We start from the raw sequence: 22,932 nt of genomic DNA on the forward strand, positions 1-22,932 counted from the left end.
CGACGCGCGCCGGACAGTGCAGCGTAACGCCAGGGGCATCCTGTAACAGACGGAACAGCCGCAGCCCCACGTCATGCAGCTCAACGACCTGCCCCAGTGCCTCAATTCGGTAATCGTGGGCATCCAGCGTCACAAACCCGGCGTGGCCGCGATCGCTGACGTGAACGGTGCCGATGGCCGTCGCGCAGTCCGCTATCGCCTGCCAGATGCCACTGCGCGCAAGCTGCTGGCAGGTTCCCTGGGCCAGCGCGATGGCGCGGGCATCGAAGCCGGGATGATCGGCCGCCTGCGGCGCAACCGCCTCAACAAGATGCACCGGAAGCTGGCCTTTGGTTAACTGCGAAATGGCCAGCGCCAGAGTAGCGCCGGTCATGCCTCCGCCAACGATGATCACGCTCATACGCGTGCCGCCGCCATCAGCGCCTCGATGTCGTCGGCTTTTTTCACCACGGTCGCGGTCAGGTTTTCGTTACCGGTTTCGGTGATGACGATGTCATCTTCAATGCGAATGCCGATCCCGCGGTACTGTTCTGGCACGTCGGCATCCGGCGCGATGTACAGCCCAGGCTCAACGGTCAGCACCATGCCTGGCTCCAGCACGCGCGAACGTTCCGGACCGTATGCCCCGACGTCATGCACATCCAGCCCCAGCCAGTGGCTCAGGCCGTGCATAAAGTACGGACGATGGGCGTTTTCGGTTATAAGGGTGTCCACATCGCCTTTCAAAATGCCGAGCTTCACCAGCCCGGTAATCATGATGCGCACCACCTCGCCCGTAACCTCCTGGATGGAGGTGCCAGGGCGGAACAGCGTCAGCGCGGTCTCCAGAGACTCAAGCACGATGTCATAGATTTCACGCTGCGCGGTGGTGAATTTACCGTTCACCGGGAAGGTACGGGTGATGTCGCCCGCGTAACCCTGATATTCACAGCCCGCGTCAATCAGCACCAGATCGCCGTCGCGCAGTTCACTTTCGTTTTCGGTGTAGTGCAGAATGCAGCCGTTTTCACCGCCGCCTACGATGGTGTTATAGGACGGGAAGCGCGCGCCGTGACGGTTAAATTCATGGTGAATTTCGCCTTCAAGCTGGTACTCGAACATACCGGGACGGCACTTTTCCATGGCGCGGGTATGCGCCAGGGCGCTGATTTCGCCCGCGCGGCGCATCACGTTCAGCTCTTCTTCAGACTTAAACAGGCGCATCTCATGCACCATCGGACGCCAGTCCGTCAGCGTGGCAGGTGCGGACAGGTTCTGGCGCGAGCCTTTACGCAGCTTATCCAGCGCGGTGAAGACAATGTCATCCGCATACGCGTATTCGCCCTGCGCGTGATAGAGCACGTCCAGGCCGTTCAGCAGTTGGTAAAGCTGCTGGTTGATTTCGCTGTAGGCCAGCGCACGGTCCACGCCCAGTTTTTCCGGCGCCGCCTCCTGCCCTAAGCGGCGGCCAAACCAGATTTCCGCGGTCAGATCGCGCACGCGGTTAAAAATCACGCTGTGGTTGTGGGTGTCATTGCTTTTAATCAGCACCAGTACCGCTTCCGGCTCGTTAAACCCGGTGAAGTACCAGAAATCACTGCTCTGGCGATAGGGGTATTCGCTGTCGGCGCTGCGCGTCACTTCCGGCGCGGCGAAAATCAGGGCAGCGCTTCCCGACTGCATTTTTGCCAGCAGCGCCTGACGACGGCGAGAATACTCTTGACTGGAGATAACCATGACACCCTCCTGTGCGTTATTTTTCTTAGTGTAATGTTGGCTTGCGAACTTCCGGCGCGGTCGGCTGCGAGCGCGTAAAGTTGTCGTGGCACAGCAGAGACGCCACGCGCACGTACTCGATAATCTCTTCGAGAGACATTTCCAGCTCTTCCTGGTCTTCGTCTTCATCGTAGCCGAGCTGGGCGATATTACGCAGATCGTCGATCGCTTCACCCGCTTCGCCGGTCACTTTATCCAGTTTAGGCTGGGTTACGCCCAGGCCAAGAAGATAGTGGTTTACCCAACCCGCGAGCGCATCGGCGCGATCGAAGACGCTGACATCGTCGCCTTCAGGCAGATAAAGCTGAAAAAGAAAGCCATCGTCTTCCAGGGAATCGCTGGTTGCGGCGTGCATTTTACGCAGCGCTTCCGCCAGTTCGTGGCCAAACGCCAGCCCTTCGTTGGTGAGGTCGTGGATCAGCGGCTGCCATGAGCTGTCGCTGTTTCCGCCGCACAGTATGCCGCTGATCAGACCGTGCATTTCGGCAGGGGTCAGACCGACTCCCTGCTGGTTCAGTAACTGGTTTAAATCCTTGTAACCAGGCATTTCGTTCTGTATAGACATACGCATTCGTCATCAAAGGGAGGATATTCATGATATGCTACCACTTTGGACCCTGGTGATACCAGAAAAGGGCTTGTATCTTCACATCAGGGTAGCTATAGTGTCGCCCCTTCGCAGCCCCCGGGGCAGTAAGCGAAGGCAGCGCAGTCAATCAGCAGGAAGGTGGCATGTCTGCACAACCCGTCGATCTCCAGATTTTTGGCCGTTCACTGCGAGTGAATTGTCCGCCTGAACAAAGGGATGCCTTGAATCAGGCTGCGGACGATTTGAATCAGCGGTTGCAAGATCTAAAAGAACGCACTAGAGTCACAAATACTGAGCAGCTGGTTTTCATCGCCGCGTTGAACATCAGCTATGAACTGACTCAGGAAAAAGCGAAGACCCGCGATTACGCGGCAAGCATGGAGCAGCGCATTAAAATGCTCCAGCAGACCATAGAACAGGCATTGCTTGATCAAGGTCGCAGTCCCGAAAGACCGGGACCAAAGTTTGAATAACACTTCTCAGTTGACTATGGTAGAGTAACTGTGAAGACAAAATTTCTCTGAGATGTTCGCAAGCGGGCCAGTCCCCTGAGCCGATATTTCATACCACAAGAATGTGGCGCTCCATGGTTGGTGAGCATGCTCGGTCCGTCCGAGAAGCCTTAAAACTATGACGACACATTCACCTTGAACCAAGGGTTCAAGGGTTACAGCCTGCGGCGGCATCTCGGAGATTCCCTCTCTTTTCTTCTACCGACTACCATGACTCAATTCCCTGAAGTTTCTGCTTCACGCCAGGACATCCGTCAGCTTATTCGCCAGCGTCGTCGCGCCTTAAGCGCCGAGCAACAGGCACATTTTGCCCAGCAGGCCGCCGCCCGCATGATGGCCTATCCGCCTGTGGTGATGGCAAACACCGTCGCCCTGTTTATCTCGTTTGATGGTGAGCTGGATACCCAACCGCTTATCGACCAGCTCTGGCGCGCCGGGAAAAAAGTTTATCTGCCGGTGCTACATCCCTTTAGCCGAGGCAATCTGCTGTTTCTGCACTACCATCCGCACAGCGAGCTGGTGGTAAATCGTCTGAAAATCACCGAACCCAAACTCGACGTGCGCGACGTGCTGCCGCTATCTGAACTGGATGTGCTGATTACGCCGCTGGTGGCGTTTGACGAGCAGGGCCAGCGATTAGGCATGGGCGGGGGGTTCTATGACAGGACGCTGCAAAACTGGCAGCAGTACGGATTGCAGCCGGTGGGGTATGCGCATGATTGCCAGGGCGTGGAGGTATTACCCGTAGAGAAATGGGATGTGCCGTTGCCGGCGGTGGTGACGCCCAGTAAAACCTGGACCTGGTAGAATAAAGCCGGGTGGCGGCTACGCCTTACCCGGCCTACATAAATCCTCGAACATTGTAGGTCGGGTAAGCGTAAGCGCCACCCGACACCACAGACCGCACCATCAGTACAGCAGACGCGCGCGAATCGTCCCCGGAATGGCCTTCATGCTCTGCAATGCTTTCTCGGCGATGTCTTCATCCGCTTCAATATCAATAACCACATAACCCATCTGCGAGTTAGTTTGCAGATACTGCGCAGCAATGTTAACGCCCTGCTCGGCAAAGATCTGGTTGATGGCGGTCAGCACGCCAGGACGGTTTTCGTGGATGTGCAGCAGACGACGCCCACCGTGCAGCGGCAGAGACACCTCCGGGAAGTTCACCGCAGAGAGCGTTGAACCGTTGTCGGAATATTTGCTCAGTTTACCCGCCACTTCCAGGCCGATATTCTCCTGCGCTTCCTGAGTAGAACCGCCGATGTGCGGCGTCAGGATCACGTTGTCGAACTCGCACAGCGGAGAGGTGAACGGATCGCTGTTAGTGGCCGGTTCCGTCGGGAACACGTCAATCGCCGCGCCCGCCAGATGTTTACGCTTCAGCGCGTCGCACAGTGCAGGAATATCGACCACCGTACCACGCGCGGCGTTGATCAGCAGAGAGCCCGGCTTCATCAGCGCCAGCTCTTCTGCGCCCATCATGTTTTTGGTGGACGCATTTTCCGGCACGTGCAGGCTTACCACGTCGCTCATGTTCAGCAGGTCAGAAAGATGCTGCACCTGCGTCGCGTTACCCAGCGGCAGCTTGCTTTCGATATCGTAGAAAAACACGTGCATGCCGAGGGATTCCGCCAGAATACCGAGCTGCGTACCGATATGGCCGTAACCGATAATCCCGAGCTTTTTACCACGGGCTTCGTAGGAGCCCGCAGCCAGCTTATTCCACACGCCGCGGTGCGCTTTGGCGTTAGCCTCCGGAATGCCGCGAAGCAGCAGCAGCAGCTCGCCAATTACCAGCTCCGCCACGGAACGGGTGTTAGAGAACGGCGCGTTAAAGACCGGGATACCGCGTTTTGCGGCGGCATTCAGATCAACCTGGTTGGTGCCGATGCAGAAACAGCCAATCGCCACCAGCTTTTCCGCCGCAGCAATAACGTCTTCAGTCAGTTGGGTACGGGATCGCAGGCCAATGAAATGGGCATCACGGATGGACGCTTTCAGCTCTTCAGTGTCCAGCGCGCCTTTGTGAAATTCGATGTTGGTGTAGCCTGCTGCGCGAAGGCTATCGAGCGCTTTCTGGTGCACGCCTTCAACCAGCAGGAATTTAATCTTGTCTTTCTCCAGTGATACCTTTGCCATTTACCCGACCCTGTTTTTATCTGAACTGATGTTGTGCTGGATATAAATCCCGTGCAGCCAACATATCAAAAAAAACTATTGCAGCAATATGAACGTTTGCGTCGGCACTCTGAAGAAAAGTCATACAGAGCAAAATGGCAGAGGAAAATGCTGCGGAAAATTACGAACGTGGCAGGATCGGCAAAAGAGGCGGAAAAACGTGACACAAGTCACCGAATTTAGCTTTTCAAAATTTTTTTAGCGGGGGGAGCGTTCCCCCCGTCAGATCATTTTACGATGGTTTTTACACCGTCAGCCGTGCCGATCAGCGCCACATCCGCGCCACGGTTGGCAAATAACCCTACGGTAACAACGCCTGGAATGCCGTTGATCGCATTTTCCAGCGCAATGGCATCGAGGATCTCAAGGCCGTGAACGTCGAGGATCACGTTGCCGTTGTCGGTCACCACACCCTGACGGTATTCCGGACGACCGCCCAGCTTCACAAGTTGACGGGCAACCGCGCTGCGCGCCATCGGGATCACTTCGACCGGCAGCGGGAAATTCCCCAGAATGTCGACCTGCTTGGAGGCGTCCGCGATGCAGATGAACTTATCCGCCACGGAAGCGATGATTTTTTCGCGGGTCAGCGCCGCGCCACCGCCTTTGATCATCTGCATGTGGCCGTTGATTTCATCCGCGCCATCAACGTAAATGCCCAGACGGTCCACTTCGTTGAGGTCGAAAACGGTGATGCCGAGGCTTTTCAGCTTTTCCGTGGAAGCATCGGAGCTGGAAACCGCACCCTCGATCTGCCCCTTCATCGTGCCCAGCGCATCGATAAAGTGTGCCGCCGTGGACCCCGTACCAACACCGACAATGGTACCCGGCTGTACGTACTGGAGAGCGGCCCATCCTACTGCTTTTTTCAGTTCATCCTGCGTCATGATCGTTTTGCCTGTGGTGTGAAAACTCAGGGCGCATTATAGAACACGTCGAATGGATTTCGTCTGCCACGAAGGGAAAATTGTGTCATAGTGCAGATTAAGCAAAATTAAGGAGTCAGCCAGAGCAATGAAACGTCCGGACTACAGAACACTACAGGCACTTGATGCAGTTATTCGTGAACGCGGTTTTGAGCGCGCGGCGCAAAAGCTGTGCATCACCCAGTCCGCCGTATCACAGCGTATCAAACAGCTTGAAAACATGTTCGGGCAGCCGCTGCTGGTGCGTACCGTACCGCCGCGTCCGACAGAGCAAGGACAAAAGCTCCTCGCCCTGCTGCGTCAGGTTGAACTGCTGGAAGATGAATGGCTGGGCGATGAACAAACCGGCTCCACGCCGCTGCTGCTGTCGCTGGCGGTGAACGCCGACAGTCTGGCAACCTGGCTGCTGCCGGCCCTTGCGCCGGTGCTGGCCGACTCCCCAATCCGCCTGAACCTTCAGGTTGAAGACGAGACCCGCACTCAGGAACGCCTGCGCCGTGGCGAAGTGGTTGGGGCGGTCAGTATTCAGCCGCAGGCGCTGCCAAGCTGTCTGGTGGATCAGCTGGGCGCGCTGGATTACCTGTTTGTCGGTTCAAAAGCCTTTGCCGAGCGCTACTTCCCGAACGGCGTGACTCGCGCCGCGCTGCTGAAAGCCCCTGCCGTCGCGTTCGACCATCTTGACGATATGCATCAGGCCTTCCTGCAACAAAACTTCGATTTGCCGCCGGGCAGCGTGCCGTGTCATATCGTTAACTCGTCCGAAGCCTTCGTACAGCTCGCGCGTCAGGGCACGACCTGCTGCATGATCCCGCATTTGCAGATTGAGAAAGAGTTGAAAAGTGGTGAGCTGATTGATTTAACCCCGGGGCTGTATCAGCGCCGGATGCTCTACTGGCACCGTTTTGCCCCGGAAAGCCGCATGATGCGCAACGTCACCGACGCGCTGCTGGCGTTTGGGCATAAGGTGTTGAGACAGGATTAATCGCTTGAATTCCCTCTCCCTGTGGGAGAGGGTTAGGGTGAGGGCAAACTACTGCGCCTTAGCCGCCTCAGTTTGCTGAGTTTGAGTTGGCTCCAGCTGGAACACCACATCAACCTGATCGTCGAACTGAATGGTTGGCTGCTCGTAGGTTTCCTGAGCAGAAACCGGCGCGGCGTCCGCCTTCATCATCCGCACCATCGGGCTTGGCTGGTAGTTTGAAACGTGGTAACGGACGCTGTAAACCGGACCGAGCTTGCTCTTGAAGCCGGATGCCAGCTGCTGCGCCTGATGAATGGCATCATCAATTGCCGCTTTACGCGCTTCGTCTTTATATTTTTCCGGTTGCGCAACGCCCAGCGAGACGGAACGAATTTCGTTCAGCCCTGCCTTCAGCGCACCATCCAGCAATCCGTTGAGCTTATCAAGCTGGCGTACAGTCACTTCCACAGTACGCACGGCGCGATAGCCTTTCAGGATGCTTTTGCCGTTCTGGTAGTCGTAATCCGGTTGGGTACGCAGGTTCGCAGAGCTGATGTCTTTTTTCGCGACACCGTTCTGTTCCAGGAAAGAGAGGTATTGCGCAACACGATCGTCTGCCTGTTTCTTGGCGGAAGCAGCATCTTTCGCCGCCACGTTCACTTCAATTGCCAGGGTTGCAACATCCGGTACCGCATCCACGCTTGCCGTACCTGAAGTGACGATGTGCGGGCCGTTTGGCAGTTCATTCGCCTGCACCGACACCGCACCTAAACTTACTAATGCCGCCAGGGCCATCACCTTAAACTTCACTGTCATTCCTCCATGTTGCGAAGAGTGCCCTGTTAACAGGGCTCATGCCAGCAAGCTTAGCGGGTCTTGTCCAGATGTCCATAAGACAACGCTTAGTTGAACAATCCCTGTACGTGATGAATGCCCTCTTTCGCCAGCTGGAAGGCAATAAACCACATCACCAGCCCCACCAGGGTATTAATAATGCGCTGTGCTTTGGCGGTACGCAGTCGTGGCGCCAGCCACGCCGCCAGGATCGCAAGACCGAAGAACCAGAGGAAGGAGGCGCTGACCGTACCGAGCGCAAACCAGCGTTTCGGCTCAACGTCCAGCTGTCCGCCCAGGCTGCCCAGTACCACAAAGGTATCAAGGTAGACGTGCGGGTTAAGCCACGTCACGGCGAGCATGGTGACGATAATCTTCCAGCGCCCCTGCTTCATCACTTCGGCGCTAGCCAGCTCAAGATTGCTGCTCATGGCCGTTTTCAGGGCACCAAACCCGTACCACAGCAGAAACGCTACGCCGCCCCAGGTAACCAGCGCCAGCAGCCACGGCGACTGCATCAACAGGGCGCTGCCGCCAAAAATCCCGGCGCAAATCAGCAGCAGATCGCTCACCGCACACAGCAGGGCAATCATCAGATGATACTGGCGGCGAATGCCCTGGTTCATCACGAACGCATTTTGTGGACCAAGGGGAAGGATCATGGCCGCACCTAACACAAGCCCCTGAAAATAATAAGATAACATGACGTCATTCTCGCAGAGTTGTCCTGGGGCAGACTATACTGCGGGAACGTCATTAGAGGAAATGGATAATATTAATTGGGGATTAGCCGGGCTAATAAAAGAAAAGCCCGGTGTCGCTGACGCTTACCGGGCCTACGGGAGACGTTACTCTGCTTCTTTGACTTTTTTGACGTTTACGTCCATCTGCGGGTACGGGAAGCTGATGCCGTTGGCATCGAAATCACGCTTGATGCGCTCCAGCACATCCCAGTAAACGTTTTGCAGATCGCTGCTTTTGCTCCAGATGCGCACCACAAAATTAATAGATGACGCGCCCAGCTCGTTCAGACGAACGGTCTGCTCGCGGTCCTTCAGAATGCGATCGTCAGAGGCAATGATGTTGGCGATCAGCGACTTCACCTGATCGATATCGGAGTCGTACGCCACGCTGATGATCAGCTCGTTACGACGCACCGGCTCGCGGGAGAAGTTAATGATATTGCCCGCAATGATTTTCCCGTTCGGGACTACCACAATGCGACCATCCACGGTACGCAGGGTCGTGGAGAAAATCTGAACCTGCAACACGGTACCGGCAATACCGCCCAGATCCACATACTCACCGGAACGGAACGGACGGAAGGTCACCAGCAATACGCCCGCCGCCAGGTTAGACAGCGAACCCTGCAATGCCAGACCAATGGCCAGACCGGCAGCACCGAGCACAGCGATGACGGATGCCGTCTGCACGCCGACACGCCCCAGCGCCGCAATCAGCGTAAAGGCGATAATGCCGTAACGGACCAGCGCGGAGAGGAAATCGGCGACTGTGGCATCAATGTGTCGTGCGACCATCACCCGGTTGACAGCGTTCGAAACGATACGCGCCACGATCATCCCGACAATGATGATGGCAATAGCGGCAACAATATTCACGGCGTAGCTCAGCAGTAGCGCCTGGTTGCGCACCAGCCAGTTACCCGCGTTATTGATGCTGTCTACAACATCAAGTTGTTCCATTTATTCTTCCTTTTGTTAAACCAAAACACAAAATCCATCCCCCATGGAGACAGGCAGGTCAGTAAAGGGTAAACAAAAAGCACCGGCTTTGCCAAACAGATCACAAAATCAGGTATTGCAGGATATTGAAAAAGCATAAAAAAAGGCCCGCATATGCGGACCTTCTTGACGCTATGAACAGCTCAAATTACAGAACGTCAACCGCGTTCAGTTCTTTGAATGCCTGCTCCAGACGAGTAATCATAGAAGTCTGGGCAGCGCGCAGCCATACGCGTGGATCGTAGTATTTCTTGTTCGGCTGGTCTTCGCCTTTCGGGTTGCCCAGCTGACCTTGCAGGTAAGCTTCGTTGGTTTTGTAGTATTGCAGGATACCGTCCCAGGTTGCCCATTGGGTGTCGGTATCGATATTCATTTTCACTACGCCGTAGCTTACGGAATCTTTGATTTCCTGAGCAGAAGAACCGGAACCGCCGTGGAAGACGAAGTTCAGGCTGTTGTGCGGCAGGTTGTGTTTTTTGGACACGTATTCCTGAGAATCACGCAGGATGGTCGGGGTCAGAACCACGTTACCTGGTTTGTATACGCCGTGTACGTTACCGAAGGACGCTGCGATAGTGAAGCGTGGGCTGATTTTGCTCAGCTCGGTGTAAGCGTAATCAACGTCTTCTGGCTGAGTGTACAGTGCAGAAGCGTCCATGTGGCTGTTGTCCACACCGTCTTCTTCACCGCCGGTGCAACCCAGTTCGATTTCCAGGGTCATGCCCATTTTGGACATACGCGCCAGGTACTTAGAGCAGATCTCGATGTTTTCTTCCAGAGACTCTTCGGACAGGTCGATCATGTGAGAAGAGAACAGTGGCTTACCGGTTGCTGCGAAGTGTTTTTCACCTGCGTCCAGCAGACCGTCGATCCATGGCAGCAGTTTTTTCGCGCAGTGGTCAGTGTGCAGGATAACCGGAACACCGTAGTGCTCAGCCATCTGGTGAACGTGATGTGCGCCAGAGATAGCGCCCAGGATTGCAGCACCCTGAGGAATGTCAGTTTTCACGCCTTTACCTGCGATGAACGCAGCGCCACCGTTAGAGAACTGAACGATAACTGGAGCTTTAACTTTAGCAGCAGTTTCCAGTACGGCGTTGATGGAGTCGGTACCCACGCAGTTAACTGCTGGCAGAGCGAAGTTGTTTTCTTTAGCTACCTGGAACACTTTCTGTACGTCATCACCAGTGATAACGCCAGGTTTTACGAAATCAAAAATTTTAGACATGTTGCTTAGTCCTGTATCTTCGGCCGTTAGAAATGGTGCGAGCTCTGATAAGCGCGCTGAAAATTGGGCAGGTTTCCCTGCCCCTGAATGGCTTACTTCTTAGCGCGCTCTTCGAGCATTGCTACTGCTGGCAGAACTTTGCCTTCCACGAATTCGAGGAATGCGCCGCCACCAGTGGAGATGTAGGAGATCTTGTCAGCGATACCGAACAGGTCGATTGCTGCCAGGGTGTCACCACCGCCTGCGATAGAGAACGCTTCGCTGTCTGCGATTGCGTTAGCCACGATCTCAGTCCCTTTGCGGAAGTTCGGGAATTCGAACACGCCGACAGGACCGTTCCACAGGATAGTTTTTGCGTTTTTCAGGATTTCAGCCAGTTTCTGTGCAGAAACGTCGCCCAGGTCCAGAATCTGCTCTTCATCTTTGATGTCGTTAACAGATTTCAGGGTTGCGGTAGCAGTTTCAGAGAACTCGGTTGCCACGCGAACGTCAGTTGGAACCGGGATATCACAGGTACCCAGCAGACGTTTGGCTTCGTCAACCAGATCCGCTTCGTACAGGGATTTACCCACGTTGTGGCCTTGCGCAGCAACGAAGGTGTTCGCGATACCACCGCCAACGATCAGCTGGTCAGCGATTTTGGACAGAGAATCCAGTACGGTCAGTTTGGTAGAAACTTTAGAACCACCAACGATAGCGACCATTGGACGAGCAGGTTCTTTCAGTGCTTTACCCAGCGCTTCCAGTTCGTCAGCCAGCAGCGGACCTGCACAGGCGACGTCTGCGAATTTACCGATACCGTGGGTAGATGCCTGCGCACGGTGAGCCGTACCGAATGCATCCATCACGAATACGTCGCACAGCGCAGCGTATTTTTTGGACAGGGTTTCGTCGTCTTTCTTTTCGCCTTTGTTGAAGCGAACGTTTTCCAGAACAACCAGCTCACCTTCGGCAACTTCCACGCCGTCCAGGTAATCTTTCACCAGGCGAACCGGGCTGGACAGTTTGTCTTTCAGGTAATTAACAACCGGCAGCAGAGAGAACTCTTCGTTGTACTCGCCTTCAGTTGGACGGCCCAGGTGGGAGGTGACCATCACTTTAGCGCCCTGCTTCAGAGCCAGTTCAATGGTTGGCAGAGATGCACGGATACGCGCGTCGCTGGTCACTTTGCCATCTTTAACCGGTACGTTCAGATCGGCACGGATGAAAACGCGTTTACCTGCCAGATCCAGATCGGTCATCTTAATTACAGACATGGTGAATCCTCTCGTTGATTCTTAAAGTTTTGCAAGCGCAAGGTGCGCTCTACCTGAAACCTTTCGCAGCCATGGCTAACGTGGTGTCGAGCATTCGGTTAGCAAAGCCCCATTCGTTATCACACCAGACCAGCGTCTTGATGAGGTGCGCACCACTGACTCGCGTCTGCGTGCCATCCACGATGGCGCTATGCGGGTCGTGGTTAAAATCTACTGAGACCAACGGTAATTCCGTATAGTCAACTATACCATGAAATGCTCCCTGTGCCGCTTTTTGCAGCAACAGGTTGACTTCACAGGCTTTTACCGGTTTTTTCACCGTCACGCTAAGATCGATTGCGGTGACGTTTATCGTCGGAACGCGCACGGCAATCGCTTCAAAACGGTCGTTAAACTGCGGGAAAATACGGGTGATCCCGGCAGCCAGTTTCGTATCCACCGGAATGATTGACTGGCTCGCCGCGCGAGTGCGTCGTAAATCCGGATGGTAGGCGTCGATTACCTGCTGATCGTGCATGGCGGAGTGAATCGTGGTCACGGTGCCGGATTCAATGCCATAAGCATCGTCTAACAGTTTAATGACCGGAATAATGCAGTTGGTGGTGCAGGAGGCGTTGGAGACAATGCGGTGTTCAGCGTGCAGCTCGTGCTGGTTAACACCAAACACGACGGTGGCGTCGAGGTCGTTACTGCCGGGATGGGAGAACAGCACTTTTTTCGCGCCAGCATTCAGATGCGCTTCGCCATGTTCACGGTTACCGTACACGCCGGTACAGTCCAGCACCACATCCACACCCAGTTCGCGCCAGGGCAGCCCTTCAATACTGTTCTCATGCAGCACGCGGATGGCATCGTCACCGACGAACAGCTGTTCCCTTTCCTGGCGAACATCCCAGGCAAAGCGACCGTGGCTGGTGTCATATTTCAACAAATGTGCCATGCCCGCAGCATCCGCCAGTTCATTGATTGCCACCACGGTGATTTCCGCACGACGCCCGGATTCATATAAAGCACGAACCACGTTGCGCCCGATGCGACCGAAGCCATTAATCGCTACGCGTACGGTCATAGATCTCCTGCAAAGCTATCCCTGAGTTTGAGGTGGCTGAAAGAGTAATCCAGCGACGCCCGAAGGGGAATCCTTGCTGTCACAAACTGCGATTGATTGGTCAATTGTCGAACATTTAATCGACTGAAACGCTTCAGCAAGAATAAGCGAATCGGGGAATAAAAGGAATCTCTGTCCAGATTAAGAGCGATTTTATCTGATCTCCATCACATTTTTCCGGAATAATCCCTTTCCATCCCGCCACGTAAAAACGCGGCGGGTCGACCGGTGTCCCCACTGAAAGCTGCGGAGGCTCAGACGAGTCGGTATTCGCCATTTGCCGACATCATCAGTTCCACCTTGGCAGGACGGCTGTGACGCAAAACACGCTCCACGTTTGGCCCGTCGGTGCGCGCATAAAACGCTTCGGCGTCGGCCTGAGAGAGTCCGCCGGCCAGCTTACGTCCCACCAGGCGCGTACGTAACGCTTCGGCGGGGGCGCGAATAAACAATGAAAAATCGCAGTATTCCATCAGCGTTCGCCATCGTTCGTCATCAAGCAGCAGCCAGTTACCCTCAACAATCACGACAGGGGCCGTTACCACGATTGCCTCTTCGACAGGATCGTGCGTTTGTCGGTCATACTGCGGCCAGGTACTGTCGCCCTCTTTTATCTGCCGCAGATGTTGCGCCAGCCTGTCGACATCAAAGGTTTCCGGGGCGCCTTTGTACGCGCGCAGGTTATGCGCTTCCAGCCAGACGTTGTAGTGATGAAATCCATCCATCGGCAACGTCTGGATCGGCGGCATCCCCTCCATCTGACGAGAGAGGAATTCCCAGAAGGCGGTCAGCGTGGATTTGCCCGTCCCGGGCGGCGCGCTGAGAAAAACAATCGTACGTCTGCTGGCGCTGGCGAAATGCCGTTTCGCCAGTTGCCGCAGCAAAGGCTTATGAACATTTTCAATTTCGTCGTCAGGATAATGTGCTTCTACATGTAGCCCGTTAACCGTTAGCCCAATTTTCACGGCGTAAGTTCCTTTAAAATTGTCGTTACCGCCAGGGTGAGCGCCGTCTTGATCATTGCGGTAAAGCGCACCTCAGACCATGCGGCAAAGTCAGCAAATTTCATCGACTCCAGCGCGCTGAATAACGTCGCGTTACGGGTGATGCAATTAACGTTGCTGATAAAATCCCAGGTGATGTCATCGGCAAAGCCAGGGAGGGTATCCTGCTCTTTCAGATACTGATAAAACTGTGAAAAATGCGTAATGTCGGCGTAGAGCCATTTTTCCATTTTCCCCAGCGCATAGATCAGGCGTAACGCCACGTCGATGTCATCAAGCGGCCCACTCCGGGCGAGTAACGGCTTCACTGCATATTCCACGATCTCTTCATCGTTATCGACAAACAGCGACGGCAGAAAACATTTAATGCCCTGGAGCAAAAAAGACTGTGCCGTCGTCATGAATGCGAGGAGGTTATTCTGAGCATCCAGTTGCTCAAGCACGTCGTCTTCTGTCAGCGTCGTCATTTGTATCTCGATAAATCACTGTGAATGCAGAGAGTCTATTATATTACACGTTCGATCTGCGCCGCCGATCAGTAAAGTTTGCGTGCGCACACCCTCCGCAACCTGTTGAATACCTTTAACCAGTTCGCCACCCGTCACGCCCGTCGCGCTGAACAGGATGTCATTGCCCTTTACCAGTTCGCTAAGGGTATAGATACGATTGACTTCCACCTTCATCTCCGCACAGCGACGGTGCTCCTGCACGGCGACCCGACGGTTCTCAGGACTCTCCCCTTTCGCTTCACAAAAATCGATCAGCTCCGCCTGCATTTCGCCACCCAGCGCTTTCACCGCGCAGGCAGAGATCACCCCTTCCGGCGCGCCGCCTGTGGTGTACATCAGATCATAGGGATTATCCTGTAAGCAGGTCAGAACGCTGGCGGCGACGTCGCCATCGGGCAGCGCGAACACTTTCACGCCCAGCTGCCTTGCCTCGGCAATTACATTTTGCAGGCGCGGTTTGTCCAGCGTTACCATCCGCAGATGGTCCAGCGGCTTGCCCAGCGCCCGGGCAACGTTGCGAAGGTTTTCTGCCAGCGGGAGAGCGAGGCTGATTGCCCCGGTTGCCGCTGCGTTAACCACCAGTTTTTTCATGTACATATCAGGGGCATGAAACAGGCTGCCCTCAGGCGCAAACGCCATCACTGCCAGCGCATTGCTTTGTCCCATCGCCACCATGCGGGTCCCCTCAATGGGATCGACGGCAATATCCACCGCCAGGCCGACGCCGCTTCCGACCTCCTCGCCAATCCACAGCATTGGCGCATGGTCGATCTCACCTTCGCCGATGACGATACGCCCGCGAATCGCTATCGCGTTTAGCGCCTCGCGCATGGCGGTTACCGCCAGCCCGTCGATTCGGTTTTTATCGCCGCACCCGGTTTGCGGCCAGGCGGCCAGCGCCGCCTGTTCCGTGACGCGAAAGAGCGGCCATGCCAGAGACATCATGCGGCCGCCTCCCCAATATCCACCCCAAACTTCGCCAGCAGATAGCGCTCTGCTTTTTCATTCCAGATGCCGTGAGTCTCTTCCACAAGCCTTGCCAGCTCCCGGAAAAGCGGATCGGTTTTACCCTTTTCGGCAAAATCGGCAATGGCCGTTAACGGCATGGTGACACCGTTGTAGATAAGCTTCTTGCCCCCAGGAATGTCCGGCAGATTGAGTACCGTATGCGGCACCGCATCCAGACCGCCGATGTGAGTCACCATAAACGACGGCTGGAGCTGGCCTGTCGCACTCAGCGCAATCGCCTCTTTCATGTCCTCCGTCGAGCCGCCGGAGGTGCCCACCACGTGGGTACTGTTGTAATGGACGTTGTAAAAATTAAACGGCACCTTGAAATTGCTGTCCGTTGGTCCGGCGAAGAAATTCAGGCACCCGTCCTCGGCGAGAAGATCGTCTGCCAGTTCAATGACCGCCGGAACCGCGGCATAGACAAACACGTCGTCAAAGCCTGCATTGTCAGTTAATGCGCGTAACGTAGCGGCAGGGTTCTCCAGTTCGGAGGTATTAACATAGATAAGCTCAATGCCCTTTTGTGCCGCCAGCTCAACCGGCAGGAGTTTTTCCGCCTGCGCAAGGCGTGCCTCATCGATATCCACCACCACAACGCGCGACGGCTGAATCCCGCCGTTAATCGCATAATCAATAGCGCCAATTCCCATCGGCCCGGCGCAGGCCAGAAGCGCAATATTACCTCCCGGTTTCACGCCCATCCGGTGCTCATAGACATATTGTGTCGTATGATAATTGGCGTTATACGCGCCGATAATGCAGCACATGGGTTCCGCCAGCGAAGCCGCCGCAAAATAGGAGCCGTGATAAGGTAAAACGCAGCCCAGATTAATTGCGACTTCTGGAATAATCATATACGTCGCATTGCCGCCAAAATATTCATAGCTGTAGCCAGCAGAATAAGCGCTCGGCAATCCCATTGCCGGTTGTAAAACAAAGCGCTGACCTTTTTTAAATTTCCCGGTAAGGTTTTTTCCGACCTCAACAATCACCCCGGCACATTCATGTCCGGTTATGACCGGATGATTTTCCAGATCGTCCGGCACACGTTTATGTTCACTACCTAATTTCGCCGCCTTCCAGGTTGATAAACAAACGCTGTCGGAAATTACGCTCACCAGCAGTTCATTGTCGCTTATTTCGGGCAGTTCGAATTCGCGGATACGAACATCCTGCTTGCCATAAATGGCAGCCACTTTCGTTTTCATAATGACTCCAGGAACCAGATAGATTAATTCGCCGTTAGATGCTTAAATAACTCGTCAAGCTTAGGATCGCCGAGATAGTTTTTTATCAACACTAACGGTTTGTCACTGACCCGTTTAGCGCGCCCCTCCAGGCTGGCATGGGTAACAATAATGTCCGCGTCGTCAGGCACATTTTCGATGGCATAATGTTTTACTTCGATGTTTTGTCCGGCTTTTTCCAGACGCTTCCGGAATGTCGTCGCGCCCATAGCGCTGGAGCCCATTCCGGCATCGCAGACAAAAGCGATATGCTTAACATCCTGGTAAGTAAACTTGCCTTCCTGCTTCATGGCTTTTACGGCGTTGGCAGAATCATTGAAAGTATCTTCCGTTTCAGCTTCGTTATTTTTATCCATCTTCAGGATAAAAGAGGCGACCGCAAAGGTGACCAGCGTGCCTGTCGTTACGCCAGCAATCGTGGCGAGGAATGCGCCTTTAGGCGTTAACGCGAGGTAGGCGAAAATCGAACCCGGACTTGGGCCAGCCACCAGACCACCGCCTAACAGGTTAAACACCCACGTCCCGCTCATGCCGCCAGCAATCATCGCAATCAGCGTCAGCGGTTTCATCAGTACGTAAGGGAAATAGAGCTCATGAATGCCGCCCAGGAAGTGAATGATCATCGCGCCGGGGGCTGACTTCTTCGCCATTCCTTTGCCGAAAAAAGCAAAAGCCAGCAGCAGACCTAAACCCGGCCCGGGGTTGGAGGCCACCATAAAGAAGATGGATTTACCCGTCTCGGAAGCCTGCTGCATCCCCAGCGGATAATAAACACCCTGATCGATAGCGTTATTTAAAAACAGGATTTTTGCCGGTTCGTTAATCAACGACAGCAGCGGCAGGTAGCCTGCATGTACCAGTGATTCAATACACTCTTTAATAAAGTTATTGGCAATCGACACCGCAGGACCGATCACTTCAAATCCCAGCAGGCAGAGGAGCATACCCGCAATACCCAGCGAGAAGTTGTTGATGACCATCTCAAAACCAGCGGGAATGCGTTTATCCAGCAGCCGATCGATGTGCTTAATTACCAGACCGCCGAGTGGCCCCATGATCATTGAGCCGAGGAACATAGGAATATCCGCGCCGATAATCACGCCGATAGTGCCGATCCCCCCCATCACTGCCCCACGTTTGCCGCCAACCAGGTGTCCGCCGGTAGAGCCAATCATCACCGGCAATAAATAGGTGATCATCGGACCAACAATTTTGGCGAAATGCTCATTTGGCATCCAGCCGGTTGGAATAAATAATGCGGTAATAAATCCCCAGGCAATAAAAGCGCCAATATTCGGGATGACCATTGCAGTCAAAAAGCCCCCAAAAGCCTGGACCTTTGCACGAGCAGACTTGTGTTCCATAATAATGTCCTGTAAAGGAGAGAATAATTATGCGTGAGCGATAATATCCGCCAACTGCTTTTCTGACTTAGCGGTTAACAACGCCGACAGCCTGTCTTCTTCACATAATAATTCGCTTAATGCCTGGATAGCGCCGATATGTGAATCCGCATCCGCCGCCGATAAACCAATGAGTAATTTTACGGGCTCATCGTCGTCGGCAAACTGCACTTCCTGTTTAAGAAGCGTTAATGACATACCTGTTTTTAAGGCACCGCACTCCGGACGGGCATGAGGCATTGCCACACCCGGAGCGAGAATGTAATAAGGGCCATTAGTAAGCGTCGAGGTTTTAATTGCTTCAATATAATCAGCGTTAATATAATGATTTTGCAGCAAAGACGACATGGAAAAATCAATGGCTTCCTGCCAGTCCTTTGCTGCGGATTTTATTGATATTGAGGATTCAGGGAAATAATCAATTAACCGCATATATCATCCTTATTTTATTTTTAGGGTACAACGTATCGCTAAAAACAAAATACGCCTGCGGTAAAATGAAATCAAACGGAGACAAAATAGCGAGCGTGCCAGAGTGCATTTTAATAAAACGAATAAAAACAGATCGTTAAAAACGAAAAATTAAAAAGCAAGTCTATATATGTGATACCCATTGCAAATTAAACATATTATGACTTTGCGTATTTGTGATGGGAATCACCAATTATATGTTGTTAACACCAAAAAAAATACCTCCAAAATAAAAACGGGCCGCCTGAGCGACCCGTTTTGCATCACTGGGAGAGTTACAGCAGTTCTTTCGCCTTAGCGACAACGTTTTCAACGGTGAAGCCGAACTCTTCAAACAGCTGTTCAGCTGGCGCAGACTCACCAAACGTGGTCATCCCGACGATAGCGCCGTTCAGACCCACGTATTTGAACCAGTAGTCTGCGATACCCGCTTCCACTGCCACGCGAGCGGAGACCGCTTTAGGCAGTACGGATTCGCGGTACGCGGCATCCTGCTTGTCGAACGCATCGGTAGAAGGCATAGAAACCACACGCGCTTTCACGCCTTCGGCAGTCAGTTTTTCCCATGCGGCAACGGCCAGTTCAACTTCAGAACCGGTCGCGATGAAGATCAGCTCAGGCTGGCCTGCGCAATCTTTCAGCACGTAACCACCGCGCGCGATGTTTGCCAGCTGCTCTGGGGTACGCTCCTGCTGCGCCAGGTTCTGACGGGAGAGGATCAGCGCGGTCGGGCCATCCTGACGCTCAACGCCGTATTTCCACGCCACCGCAGATTCAACCTGGTCACATGGACGCCATGTGCTCATGTTCGGGGTCACGCGCAGGGAAGCCACCTGCTCTACTGGCTGGTGAGTTGGACCATCTTCGCCCAGACCGATGGAGTCGTGGGTGTAGACCATCACCTGACGCTGTTTCATCAGCGCAGCCATACGCACGGCGTTACGTGCATATTCCACAAACATCAGGAAGGTAGAAGTGTACGGCAGGAAACCACCGTGCAGAGCGATACCGTTGGCAATCGCAGTCATACCGAACTCACGTACACCGTAATGGATGTAGTTACCGGCAGTATCTTCGTTGATTGGCTTAGATCCGGACCACAGGGTCAGGTTTGATGGCGCCAGGTCAGCGGAGCCGCCGAGGAATTCTGGAAGCAGAGGGCCAAACGCTTCGATCGCATTCTGAGATGCTTTACGGCTGGCGATCTTGGCTGGGTTCGCCTGCAACTTCGCGATGAACTCGTTCGCTTTGGTGTCGAAGTCAGACGGCATGTCACCTTTCATACGACGGGTGAACTCAGCCGCTTCCTGTGGGAAGGCTTTCGCGTAAGCCGCGAACTTCTCGTTCCAGGCCGCTTCTTTCGCCTGACCCACTTCTTTTGCATCCCACTGAGCATAGATTTCAGACGGGATTTCGAATGCAGGGTGTTTCCAGCCAAGCGCTTCACGGGTCAGTGCAATTTCCGCGTCGCCCAGCGGTGCGCCGTGGGAGTCGTGAGTGCCCGCTTTGTTCGGAGAACCGAAGCCGATGATGGTTTTGCACATCAGCAGGGACGGTTTGTCGGTCACGGCGCGCGCTTCTTCTACGGCACGTTTAATCGAGTCAGCATCGTGGCCATCAACGCCGCGCACAACGTGCCAGCCGTAGGCTTCGAAACGTGCTGCGGTGTCGTCAGTGAACCAGCCTTCAACATGACCGTCGATGGAGATACCGTTGTCGTCGTAGAACGCAACCAGTTTACCCAGCTTCAGGGTGCCTGCCAGGGAGCACACTTCGTGAGAAATGCCTTCCATCATGCAGCCGTCGCCCAGGAAGGCGTAGGTGAAGTGGTCAACGATGTCGTGGCCAGGACGGTTAAACTGCGCCGCCAGGGTCTTCTCTGCAATCGCCATACCTACGGCGTTAGCGATGCCCTGACCCAGCGGACCGGTAGTGGTTTCAACGCCAGCGGTGTAGCCCACTTCCGGGTGACCTGGAGTTTTGGAGTGCAGCTGACGGAAGTTTTTCAGCTCTTCGATTGGCAGATCGTAGCCGGTGAGGTGCAGCAGGCTGTAGATCAGCATAGAGCCGTGGCCGTTAGACAGCACGAAACGGTCGCGGTCTGCCCATGCCGGGTTCTGCGGGTTATGGTTCAGGAAATCACGCCACAGGACTTCGGCGATGTCAGCCATGCCCATAGGGGCGCCCGGGTGGCCGGATTTGGCTTTCTGTACTGCGTCCATGCTCAGCGCACGAATAGCATTAGCAAGCTCTTTACGTGAGGACATTTTAACTCCAGATCGGACTGTTAAAGGCCATGCCCTTGACGACAGCGCGTTTTGGGCTACGCCGGAAAAAAGTGCCAACAATGTAACCCAAGCCGCAGGGCATGTACATGGAGCATTCTTTTGCTGCTTAAGAAATCTCTGGATCATGCTCGCATGTTGCGCAATCTGCTCGCCCGCCCCTGTAGATATTCCTTATACTTAGCCCGACACCGGCTTCGTTGACGGTGCATTTTTCGGAATTAATTCAGATTAACGAGTACGGAAGCAACATCATGAAAATGCGTGCAATCGGGCTGGCTGTGGGAACAACGCTCCTGCTAAGCGGCTGTCAGAATATGGATTCTAACGGCCTGATGACCTCAGGCGCAGAAGCTTTTCAGGCCTACTCACTGAGCGATGCGCAGGTGAAAGCGCTGAGCGACGAGGCCTGTAAGGATATGGATGGAAAAGCTACGCTTGCCCCGGCAAACAGCACCTACACGCAGCGTCTGAACAAGATTGCTTCCGCGCTGGGCGACAACATTAACGGTCAGCCGGTGAACTACAAGGTGTATATGGCGAAAGACGTCAACGCCTTCGCGATGGCTAACGGCTGTATCCGCGTATACAGCGGCCTGATGGACATGATGACCGACAACGAAGTGGAAGCGGTGATCGGCCATGAAATGGGTCACGTTGCTCTGGGTCACGTGAAGAAAGGGATGCAGGTTGCGCTGGGCACCAATGCCGTGCGTGCAGCGGCGGCCTCTGCGGGCGGCATTGTCGGCAGCCTGTCCCAGTCGCAGCTGGGCGACGTGGGTGAGAAACTGGTTAACTCCCAGTTCTCCCAGCGTCAGGAGTCGGAAGCGGATGACTACTCTTACGATCTGTTGCGCAAACGCGGCATCAATCCATCAGGTTTAGCCACCAGCTTCGAAAAACTGGCGAAACTGGAGGAAGGCCGTCAAAGCTCCATGTTTGATGATCACCCGGCCTCCGTTGAACGCGCGCAGCATATCCGTGACCGCATGGCGGCAGACGGTATTAAATAATACTCCGGCCCGGTGCGCGCCGCGCTACCGGGCAACAAGACTCAATCAGTACAGCGTTTTCTGTGGCGGCCCGGCAAACTTAAGGGCGCCAATCTGCCCCATCCGCACCTCTACCACCGACGGCCCCGGCATCGCTAACGCTTCCATCATCACCGCGTCAAAATCCTCGGCCTGCTCAACGCTCCAGGCCTGTAGACCAATCGCCTGCGCCAGCAGGGTAAAATCCGGCGTATGCAGCGCGTTATAATACTGACGCCCGCCAAAATATTTATCCTGAATACCACGCATTACGCCGTAGCCCCCGTCGTTCATGATCAGCAGTGTCACGTTGGCTTTCTCCTGCGCCAGCGTCGCCAGTTCGCCTAAATTGAGGCTCAGGCCGCCGTCGCCCACCAGCCCCACCACCTTGCGCTGTGGGTTGGCAATCGCGGTGCCGATAGCCATCGGCAGGCCCATGCCAATCGCCCCGGCGAGGGAGTGAATATTCATCAGCGGACCGTTAGCCCTGAACAGGCGGCTACCCCACAGGCTGCCGGACACGGTGATATCGCGCACCAGCAGGCCGTCTTTCGGCAGGGCTTTCTCAATGGCGTCGTTAAGCTTCGCATAGGCGCCGCACTGCTCGCGCAGCCCCTGCTCAGCTTGCCCGACAGCCTGCTGTACCTGCGTATCCCACTGGGCGTTGCCCCACTCGCGGCCCTGCACTTTTTCAGCCAGCGCGCCAAGCAGCGCGGAACAATCGGCTATCAACGTGCTATCCATCAGGTAGTTACGGCTTGCTGCCGCCGGGTCGATATCGAGCTGCACCCGCGGGGAAGGCAGCTCAAGCGTCCAGGATCGGGTTTCGTTGCTGCGCAGGCGAGAACCGGCCACCAACGTAAAATCACACTGCGCAAT

General features: G+C 54.7%; 22 protein-coding genes, 1 other RNA gene and 1 pseudogene. 5 read left to right on the forward strand and 19 right to left on the reverse strand.

Going from position 1 to position 22,932, the window contains the following annotated elements; genetic code table 11:
* The 3 genes and pseudogenes from DD606_RS19650 to DD606_RS19660 all read right to left on the reverse strand — a co-directional run.
* Positions 1-400, reverse strand: a pseudogene (locus DD606_RS19650) (2-octaprenyl-6-methoxyphenyl hydroxylase); the annotation flags it as partial.
* Positions 397-1,710 (reverse strand): Xaa-Pro aminopeptidase, encoded by a 1,314-nt coding sequence (gene pepP / locus DD606_RS19655; RefSeq protein WP_129259022.1) that lies wholly within the window; start codon positions 1,708-1,710, stop codon positions 397-399. The pseudogene DD606_RS19650 and the gene pepP, both read right to left, overlap by 4 nt.
* 31 nt (positions 1,711-1,741) lie before the next feature.
* The gene (locus DD606_RS19660; protein ID WP_003860099.1) at positions 1,742-2,320 is read right to left on the reverse strand and encodes a YecA family protein; all 579 of its coding nucleotides are present in this window, start codon (positions 2,318-2,320) and stop codon (positions 1,742-1,744) included.
* Between the two features lie 167 nt (positions 2,321-2,487).
* On the opposite strand from DD606_RS19660, the gene zapA reads away from it, so the two are divergent.
* From zapA to DD606_RS19675, 3 genes are all read left to right on the forward strand, one after another.
* Complete coding sequence (zapA, locus tag DD606_RS19665; RefSeq protein WP_003860096.1) at positions 2,488-2,817, forward strand: cell division protein ZapA; 330 nt, start codon at positions 2,488-2,490, stop codon at positions 2,815-2,817.
* A gap of 41 nt (positions 2,818-2,858) precedes the next feature.
* Positions 2,859-3,042, forward strand: a non-coding RNA gene (gene ssrS, locus DD606_RS19670) — 6S RNA.
* Between the two features lie 24 nt (positions 3,043-3,066).
* The gene (locus tag DD606_RS19675; RefSeq protein WP_063855278.1) at positions 3,067-3,663 is read left to right on the forward strand and encodes a 5-formyltetrahydrofolate cyclo-ligase; all 597 of its coding nucleotides are present in this window, start codon (positions 3,067-3,069) and stop codon (positions 3,661-3,663) included.
* 102 nt (positions 3,664-3,765) lie between these two features.
* Here the strand turns inward: DD606_RS19675 and serA are convergent, their stop codons facing one another.
* On the reverse strand, positions 3,766-4,998 hold the full coding sequence (gene serA, locus DD606_RS19680; RefSeq protein WP_017692705.1) for a phosphoglycerate dehydrogenase: 1,233 nt from the start codon (positions 4,996-4,998) through the stop codon (positions 3,766-3,768).
* A 266-nt stretch (positions 4,999-5,264) separates the two neighbouring features.
* A complete protein-coding gene (gene rpiA / locus DD606_RS19685; protein WP_003860091.1) occupies positions 5,265-5,924 on the reverse strand; it encodes a ribose-5-phosphate isomerase RpiA in 660 nt (219 codons plus the stop codon).
* Between the two features lie 127 nt (positions 5,925-6,051).
* Between rpiA and argP the strand changes: the two genes are divergently transcribed.
* Positions 6,052-6,945 carry a DNA-binding transcriptional regulator ArgP gene (argP, locus tag DD606_RS19690; protein WP_003860089.1) on the forward strand — a complete coding sequence of 298 codons (894 nt, stop codon included), beginning with the start codon at positions 6,052-6,054 and terminating at the stop codon, positions 6,943-6,945.
* A gap of 48 nt (positions 6,946-6,993) precedes the next feature.
* Here argP and DD606_RS19695 read toward each other — a convergent pair whose 3' ends face one another.
* The 13 genes from DD606_RS19695 to tkt all read right to left on the reverse strand — a co-directional run bounded on the left by DD606_RS19695 (position 6,994) and on the right by tkt (position 21,004).
* Positions 6,994-7,734 (reverse strand): oxidative stress defense protein, encoded by a 741-nt coding sequence (locus tag DD606_RS19695; RefSeq protein WP_003860087.1) that lies wholly within the window; start codon positions 7,732-7,734, stop codon positions 6,994-6,996.
* Between the two features lie 92 nt (positions 7,735-7,826).
* Positions 7,827-8,462, reverse strand: coding sequence for an arginine exporter ArgO (gene argO / locus DD606_RS19700; RefSeq protein WP_039269094.1), 636 nt, complete (start codon positions 8,460-8,462; stop codon positions 7,827-7,829).
* 144 nt (positions 8,463-8,606) lie between these two features.
* Positions 8,607-9,461, reverse strand: coding sequence for a small-conductance mechanosensitive channel MscS (gene mscS, locus DD606_RS19705; protein WP_003860082.1), 855 nt, complete (start codon positions 9,459-9,461; stop codon positions 8,607-8,609).
* Positions 9,462-9,648: 187 nt separating this feature from the next.
* Positions 9,649-10,728: a class II fructose-bisphosphate aldolase gene (gene fbaA, locus DD606_RS19710; protein ID WP_003860079.1), complete on the reverse strand. Its 1,080-nt coding sequence runs from the start codon at positions 10,726-10,728 to the stop codon at positions 9,649-9,651.
* Positions 10,729-10,820: 92 nt separating this feature from the next.
* Positions 10,821-11,984 carry a phosphoglycerate kinase gene (gene pgk / locus DD606_RS19715; protein ID WP_003860077.1) on the reverse strand — a complete coding sequence of 388 codons (1,164 nt, stop codon included), beginning with the start codon at positions 11,982-11,984 and terminating at the stop codon, positions 10,821-10,823.
* Positions 11,985-12,033: 49 nt separating this feature from the next.
* On the reverse strand, positions 12,034-13,053 hold the full coding sequence (gene epd / locus DD606_RS19720) for an erythrose-4-phosphate dehydrogenase (protein ID WP_003860076.1): 1,020 nt from the start codon (positions 13,051-13,053) through the stop codon (positions 12,034-12,036).
* A 293-nt stretch (positions 13,054-13,346) separates the two neighbouring features.
* Positions 13,347-14,057, reverse strand: a complete 711-nt coding sequence (locus DD606_RS19725; RefSeq protein ID WP_129259018.1) for a nucleoside/nucleotide kinase family protein — start codon at positions 14,055-14,057, stop codon at positions 13,347-13,349.
* A complete protein-coding gene (locus DD606_RS19730; RefSeq protein WP_045337282.1) occupies positions 14,054-14,563 on the reverse strand; it encodes an MltR family transcriptional regulator in 510 nt (169 codons plus the stop codon). The genes DD606_RS19725 and DD606_RS19730 overlap by 4 nt, the downstream gene beginning before the upstream one ends.
* A 15-nt stretch (positions 14,564-14,578) precedes the next feature.
* A complete protein-coding gene (gene glpX / locus DD606_RS19735) occupies positions 14,579-15,550 on the reverse strand; it encodes a class II fructose-bisphosphatase (RefSeq protein WP_048242052.1) in 972 nt (323 codons plus the stop codon).
* On the reverse strand, positions 15,547-16,824 hold the full coding sequence (locus DD606_RS19740) for a zinc-binding dehydrogenase (protein WP_048242053.1): 1,278 nt from the start codon (positions 16,822-16,824) through the stop codon (positions 15,547-15,549). Before DD606_RS19740 ends, glpX begins: the two co-directional genes overlap by 4 nt.
* Positions 16,825-16,847: 23 nt before the next feature.
* Positions 16,848-18,227, reverse strand: coding sequence for a PTS mannitol transporter subunit IICB (locus tag DD606_RS19745; protein WP_047654185.1), 1,380 nt, complete (start codon positions 18,225-18,227; stop codon positions 16,848-16,850).
* 27 nt (positions 18,228-18,254) lie between these two features.
* Positions 18,255-18,698, reverse strand: coding sequence for a PTS mannitol transporter subunit IIA (gene cmtB / locus DD606_RS19750; protein ID WP_045337278.1), 444 nt, complete (start codon positions 18,696-18,698; stop codon positions 18,255-18,257).
* 314 nt (positions 18,699-19,012) lie between these two features.
* Positions 19,013-21,004, reverse strand: a complete 1,992-nt coding sequence (gene tkt, locus DD606_RS19755) for a transketolase (protein WP_129259020.1) — start codon at positions 21,002-21,004, stop codon at positions 19,013-19,015.
* Positions 21,005-21,276: 272 nt separating this feature from the next.
* Here tkt and DD606_RS19760 point away from each other — a divergent pair, with 272 nt between their 5' ends.
* Positions 21,277-22,035 (forward strand): M48 family metallopeptidase, encoded by a 759-nt coding sequence (locus DD606_RS19760; protein WP_003860073.1) that lies wholly within the window; start codon positions 21,277-21,279, stop codon positions 22,033-22,035.
* 45 nt (positions 22,036-22,080) lie between these two features.
* On the opposite strand, the gene DD606_RS19765 is transcribed toward DD606_RS19760, so the two are convergent.
* On the reverse strand, positions 22,081-22,932 hold an 852-nt coding region (locus DD606_RS19765), incomplete at its 5' end, for a thiamine pyrophosphate-dependent enzyme (protein ID WP_255573110.1).

Source organism: Enterobacter cloacae complex sp. GF14B, assembly GCF_004136805.1.
GTDB classification, from domain to species: Bacteria; Pseudomonadota; Gammaproteobacteria; order Enterobacterales; family Enterobacteriaceae; genus Enterobacter; species Enterobacter hormaechei_C.